Genomic DNA, 5,219 nt, shown 5'->3' with positions numbered 1-5,219 from the left:
CGTGGATCCGGGGGCCGCTCACGGGCGCACCGCCGGGGTCCGCCCGGGTGCCGTGCGCGGCGCCGGCCCGGTCGAGTCCCGGACCACGAGGTGGGACGGCAATACCACCTCGGCGGCCGACCGGGGACGCCCGTCGAACAACAGGTCCACGGCCACCCGCCCGGCCTCGTCGAACTGCCCGGCCAACGTGGTCAACCGCGGCGAACAGAAGTCGGCGCCGAAGATGTCGTCGTAGCCGACGACGCTGAGCTCGCCCGGCACGCGCACACCGCGGGCGGCGAACCGGCGCAGCATGCCGATGGCCATCAGGTCGTTGTGCGCCACGGCCGCGGTGACGTCCCGGGTGAGGGTGGCGTCCGCCGCCGCGGCACCACCCTCCACGGCCGGGGGGAACGGGCCGAGCCGCATCGCCCGGACACCGAGTTCGTCGGCGGTCTCCCGGATGACCCGCCACCGTTCGGTGGCCAGCCACGACCGGCGCGGCCCGGCGAGGTAGGCCACGGACGTGTGCCCGAGCGAAGCGAGGTGTTCGACGATCTGCCGGGTTCCGTCCTCGTGGTCGACGGTCACACTCGGCAGACCGTCGACCCGGCGACTCACCAGGGCCAGCCGGTGCGCGGAGGCGAGCTCGCGGATCTGGCCGTCGGACATCCGGCTCGCCGCGATCACGAATCCCTCCACGGAACCGCTGAGCCGTTCGACGTTGCCCGACTCCAGATCCGGCGACTCCTCGGTGTCGCCGAGGATCAGTGTGCGCCCGGCCGCGCGGGTCTGCTGCTCGGCGCCCCGGATGATGCCGAAGAAGTGCGGGTTGGTGATGTCCGCGACGAACAACGCCACCGTCCGGGTGTCCCCGGAGGGCAGCGCCCGTGCGAGGGGATTGGTCCGGTAACCCAGCCGCTCGGCCACCTGAAGGACGTGGTCCCGGGTGCGGGCGTTGACCCGGCCCGGTCTGGCGAGCGCCCGGGAGACCGTCGACGTCGCCACCCCCGCCTCGCGGGCCACGTCGTAGATCGTCGGACGCCGTCCGTCACTGTGCGCCACCGCAGTACTCCGCTCCGTCCGATTCGCAGGCGGTGCCGAGCATAGGCCGGAATGGCAACATATGGCAACCGCTTGTCATCCGGTTGTCCGCCTGCTTAGGGTCTGCTGCGACTTCGCCCGGCGGCCCCCCGACCGGGTGTGTTGCGGTCCGGTGGCCGCGCGGCGGCGCGGCGGACGAACGGGCAACGACGTCGAGAGGGACACGGTTGATGAGGGCTATCGTTCTGACCCGCCCGGGGCAGGTGCGCGAGGTCGACACCTGGCCCGAGCCCGAACCCCGCGCGGGCGAGGTCCTCGTCGCGATGCGGGCCGTCGGGCTGTGCGGGTCGGACCTGGGTGTCTACGACGGACACCGGGCCACCCCCGAACTGCCGTGGGTGATGGGACACGAGGGCGGCGGCGAGATCGTCGCGGTCGGCCCCGGGGTCACCGACCGGTATCCGGGACAGCGGGTGGTGGTCGAACCCAACTACGGCTGCCTGTCCTGCGCCGCCTGTGCGGAGGGGGCGACCTCGGCGTGCCCGGACCGGGGCATCGTCGGCATGAACATCCCCGGACTGCTCGCCGAACGGGTCGCGGTGCCCGCACGGTTCGCCCGGCCGGTCCCGGACACCGTGGACGATGCGACCCTGGCGTGTCTGGAGCCGCTCGCCGTCGCCCGCGCCGCCGTCCGGCGTTCCGGGGTGGGCCCGGACGACCGGTGCCTGGTCGTCGGGGCCGGATCCCAGGGCCTGTTCGTCTGCCAGGCACTGCGGGCGCTCGGTGTCCGGCCGTACGTCAGCGAACCGCACGACGGCAGGACCGCGCTGGCCGAGGAACTCGGCGCGCACCGGCTCCCCCGGGACCACGTCCCGGACCCCGGGCGGACCGCGGACGCCGCACACGGCTTCCACGTCGTGTTCGACACCGTCGGCCTCGCCGACACCTGGGATCTGGCGCTGCGCACCGTGCGCCCCACCGGCTCGGTCGTGCTGATCGGCATGAGCGGGAGCACGGTGTCGGCCACCACGGCCGATCTCACGCGACGGCAGGTGACCCTGCGCGGGTCGCTGATCTACGACCACCCGGAGGACTTCCGGGACACCGTGGACGCCGTCGCCGCGGGCGTCCTCGCTCCGGCGGACGTCCTCCGGCACACCGCGACACCGGACGCCGCCGCGGAGGCCTTCGCCGGCGCGCGGACCGTGCCGGGCAAGTCCTGGATCGACCTCACCGGTTGGCAGGAGGACCGGAATGGCTGAACACACCGACCCCCCGCGGCCGGACGGGACGGCGCGGCCCGACGGGACGGCGCCGTCCGAGGGCGGCGTCCGTGCGTTGGTGCGCCGGGTGTCCGGCGCACTCTCCGCCGCCGAGGCCGTCGTCGGCGGGCTGATGCTGGTCACGATCTTCACGTTGATGCTGGTGCAGGCCGTGCAGCGCTACCTGCCGACCGGCGGCTGGGTGTGGACCGGGGAACTCGCCCGGTTCGGCCTGGTGTGGCTGACCTTCGCGATGGCCGGCTACCTGATGGGCCGTGACGAGCACGTCACGCTCAAGCTGATCGACTACGCGGTCCGCGGGCGCCTACACCGGCTCGTACTGATCTTCGCCAACGTGATGGTCGCCGTCGTCTGCGTGAACCTCGCCTACGAGGCCTTCGTCCTCGCGTTCGAGCCCACCGCCCAGGTCTCCCCGGCGATGGGCATCCCGATGAACTACTTCTACGTCATTCCACTCGCCGGGCTCGTGCTGACCACCGTGCGTTCGGCGATGGCCGTCGTCGCGCCGCCGCGACCGTCCGGAGAGGAGCAGCCCGCATGAGCATGACGCTTCTCGCGGTGGCGATCATCGCGCTGTTGGTGCTGCGCGTGCCCGTGGCGTTCGCGCTGCTCGGCCCGTGCCTGACGTACGTGACCCTGAACGGCCAGTCGGTCGGCCTGAGCATGCGCGAGGTCACCGGGGCGATCGACAGCTTCCCGCTGCTGGCCGTCCCGCTGTTCATCCTCGTCGGCGTGGTGGCCAACCACGCGGGCATCGCCGACCGGCTGTTCGACTTCGCGCAGGCGCTCGTCGGACGGGTCCGGGGCAGCCTCGGCTACGTCAACATCGGGGTGAGTCTCGGCTTCTCCTGGATGAGCGGCTCGGCCCTGGCCGACGCCGCCGGGCTCGGCAAGGTCGAGGTGCCCGCGATGGTGCGGAAGGGCTACCCGAAGCGGTTCGCCGTGGGCATCACGGCCGCCTCCAGCCTGATCGGCCCGGTCATGCCGCCGAGCATCCCCGCGGTCGTCTACGCCTCGATCGCGGCGGTGTCCACGGGGGCGTTGTTCGCCGCCTCGGTGGTTCCCGCGTTCCTGCTGGCGTCCGGGCTGGCGCTGGCCGTGTTCGTGTGGGCACGCAGGCAGCCGAACCTCGAGGCCGAGCCCTTCGAGTGGGCCCGCCTGCGCGCCGCCACCCTGCGGGTGATCGCGCCGTTGCTCGCGCCGGTCATCATCCTCGGCGGCATCCTCGGCGGGTTCTTCACCCCCACCGAGGCCGCCGCGGTGGGGGCGGCCTACGTCCTGGCGCTCGGCTTCGCGACCGGCACGGTGCGGCCGCGCGACCTCGGGGCGATCCTGCGCGACACGGCGGCGACCACCGCCTCGATCACCCTGATCCTGGGCGCCTCCGGGCTGCTGGCCTGGATCCTGGCCCGCGAGCAGGTCCCCGGTGCGGTCGCCGAGTTCATGCTCGGCCTCACCGACAACCAGGTCGTGTTCCTGCTGCTGGTCAACGTCCTGCTCATCCTGCTCGGTGCGGTGTTGGAGGGCACCTCGGTACTGATGATCACGGTGCCGATCCTGTTGCCCATCGCCGTCCAGTTCGGCGTCGATCCGCTGCACTTCGGCGTGCTCACGATCGTCAACCTGATGATCGGCCTGCTGACCCCGCCGATCGGGGCCGTGCTCTACGTCCTCAGCCCGGTCACGAAGCTGCCGGTGCACGAGGTCTTCCGGGGCACGGCACCCTTCCTCGTCCCGCTGGTCGCGGTGCTGCTGTTGATCACGTTCGTGCCGTCCGTGGTCACGTTCCTGCCCACCGTCCTCGGGCTCTGACCCCTGTCCCCGACCACCCTGTCCCCGTCAGGAAACCAGGAGGCAACGATGCCGACCCGAAAGATCCCCCGCGCCCTCGCCGCGCTGCCCGCCGTCGCCCTGCTGGCCACCGGCTGCACCGCGATGAACGACTCCGGCGGCGGCGGTGGGGACGGCGACCTCACCCTGTCGTTCGCCAACAGCTATACCACCGAACACCCGCACACCCGGTGCGGCATCCAGTCCGTCGCCGACACGGTGAACGGCCGGGACAACGGCGTCACCGTCGAGACGTTCCCGAACAGCCAGCTCGGCGACGACACCGAGCGGTTCACCTCCGTCATGGAGGGCGACGTCGACATGGACGTGCAGGGCTCGTCCGCGTTGGCCTCGACCTACGAGCCGATCGGCGTGCTGGACATGGCCTACGCCTTCAACGGCCCCGACCATCTCTTCGAGTTCTTCGACAGCGAGGCCGCCCAGCAGCTCAAGGACGACTTCGCCGCCGAGACCGGCACCCGGATCCTGGACGTCTGGTTCTTCGGGATGCGGCACTTCACGGCCAACCAGGCGATCCGCGAGCCCGCCGACCTGGAGGGCCTGCGGATGCGCTACCCGGACTCGCCGATCTACCTGGAGAACGCGAAGGCGGTCGGTGCCGACCCGACCACGGTCGCGTTCGAGGAGGTCTACCTGTCGCTGCAGCAGGGCGTCATCGACGGGCAGGAGAACCCGGTGCCGACGATCGCCGCGCAGAGCTTCGACGAGGTGCAGAGCCACGTCAGCATGTCCGGCCACCAGACCGGCTCCCAGCTGGTCGTGGTGAACGAGGACCGCTGGCAGCAGCTCTCCGGTGAGCAGCGGGAGCAGCTGCGCACCACGGTGCACGAGACCCGGGCGGAGAACCGGCAGTGCATCGAGCAGGAGGAGCAGAAGATTCTCGACCAGTGGCAGAACGACGGTGGGATGACCGTCGTCGACGACGTCGACCGGGAGGCCTTCGCCGCGCGGGCGGAGGAGTACTTCATGGACAACCTCTCGGGTGAGCAGCTGCGCCTCTACGAGCAGGTGCGTGGGTCCGCGGAGTGACGCGGGGAATCGACGGCCGGGCCCGCGCGCGCC

General features: G+C 71.7%; 5 protein-coding genes. 4 read left to right on the top strand and 1 reads right to left on the bottom strand.

Annotation, left to right across the window (positions count from 1 at the left end):
- Positions 1–18 precede the first annotated feature (18 nt).
- Complete coding sequence (locus ACTIR_RS0102480; RefSeq protein WP_026453101.1) at positions 19–1,044, bottom strand: LacI family DNA-binding transcriptional regulator; 1,026 nt, start codon at positions 1,042–1,044, stop codon at positions 19–21.
- A 209-nt stretch (positions 1,045–1,253) separates the two neighbouring features.
- On the opposite strand from ACTIR_RS0102480, the gene ACTIR_RS0102475 reads away from it, so the two are divergent.
- From ACTIR_RS0102475 to ACTIR_RS0102460, 4 genes are read left to right on the top strand one after another with little or no spacing between them, the layout of a single operon-like run.
- Positions 1,254–2,285 (top strand): zinc-dependent alcohol dehydrogenase, encoded by a 1,032-nt coding sequence (locus ACTIR_RS0102475; protein WP_026453100.1) that lies wholly within the window; start codon positions 1,254–1,256, stop codon positions 2,283–2,285.
- Positions 2,278–2,847 (top strand): TRAP transporter small permease, encoded by a 570-nt coding sequence (locus ACTIR_RS21275; protein WP_084789283.1) that lies wholly within the window; start codon positions 2,278–2,280, stop codon positions 2,845–2,847. The genes ACTIR_RS0102475 and ACTIR_RS21275 overlap by 8 nt, the downstream gene beginning before the upstream one ends.
- Complete coding sequence (locus ACTIR_RS0102465; protein WP_026453099.1) at positions 2,844–4,118, top strand: TRAP transporter large permease; 1,275 nt, start codon at positions 2,844–2,846, stop codon at positions 4,116–4,118. Before ACTIR_RS21275 ends, ACTIR_RS0102465 begins: the two co-directional genes overlap by 4 nt.
- A 48-nt stretch (positions 4,119–4,166) precedes the next feature.
- Positions 4,167–5,186 carry a DctP family TRAP transporter solute-binding subunit gene (locus ACTIR_RS0102460; RefSeq protein ID WP_026453098.1) on the top strand — a complete coding sequence of 340 codons (1,020 nt, stop codon included), beginning with the start codon at positions 4,167–4,169 and terminating at the stop codon, positions 5,184–5,186.
- Positions 5,187–5,219 lie beyond the last annotated feature (33 nt).

Origin of the sequence: Saccharomonospora iraqiensis subsp. iraqiensis, from assembly GCF_000430445.1 — a bacterium.
GTDB lineage: Bacteria > Actinomycetota > Actinomycetes > Mycobacteriales > Pseudonocardiaceae > Saccharomonospora > Saccharomonospora iraqiensis.
The sequence above is the reverse complement of the archived record's forward strand: the minus strand, read 5'-3'. Positions and strand labels throughout refer to the sequence as shown.

What these genes read in the sequence shown, in the direction of transcription:
- ACTIR_RS0102475 (WP_026453100.1), top strand. Translation starts at nt 1,254, where the DNA reads ATGAGGGCTATCGTTCTGACCCGCCCGGGGCAGGTGCGCGAGGTCGAC.
- ACTIR_RS21275 (WP_084789283.1), top strand. Translation starts at nt 2,278, where the DNA reads ATGGCTGAACACACCGACCCCCCGCGGCCGGACGGGACGGCGCGGCCC.
- ACTIR_RS0102465 (WP_026453099.1), top strand. Translation starts at nt 2,844, where the DNA reads ATGAGCATGACGCTTCTCGCGGTGGCGATCATCGCGCTGTTGGTGCTG.
- ACTIR_RS0102460 (WP_026453098.1), top strand. Translation starts at nt 4,167, where the DNA reads ATGCCGACCCGAAAGATCCCCCGCGCCCTCGCCGCGCTGCCCGCCGTC.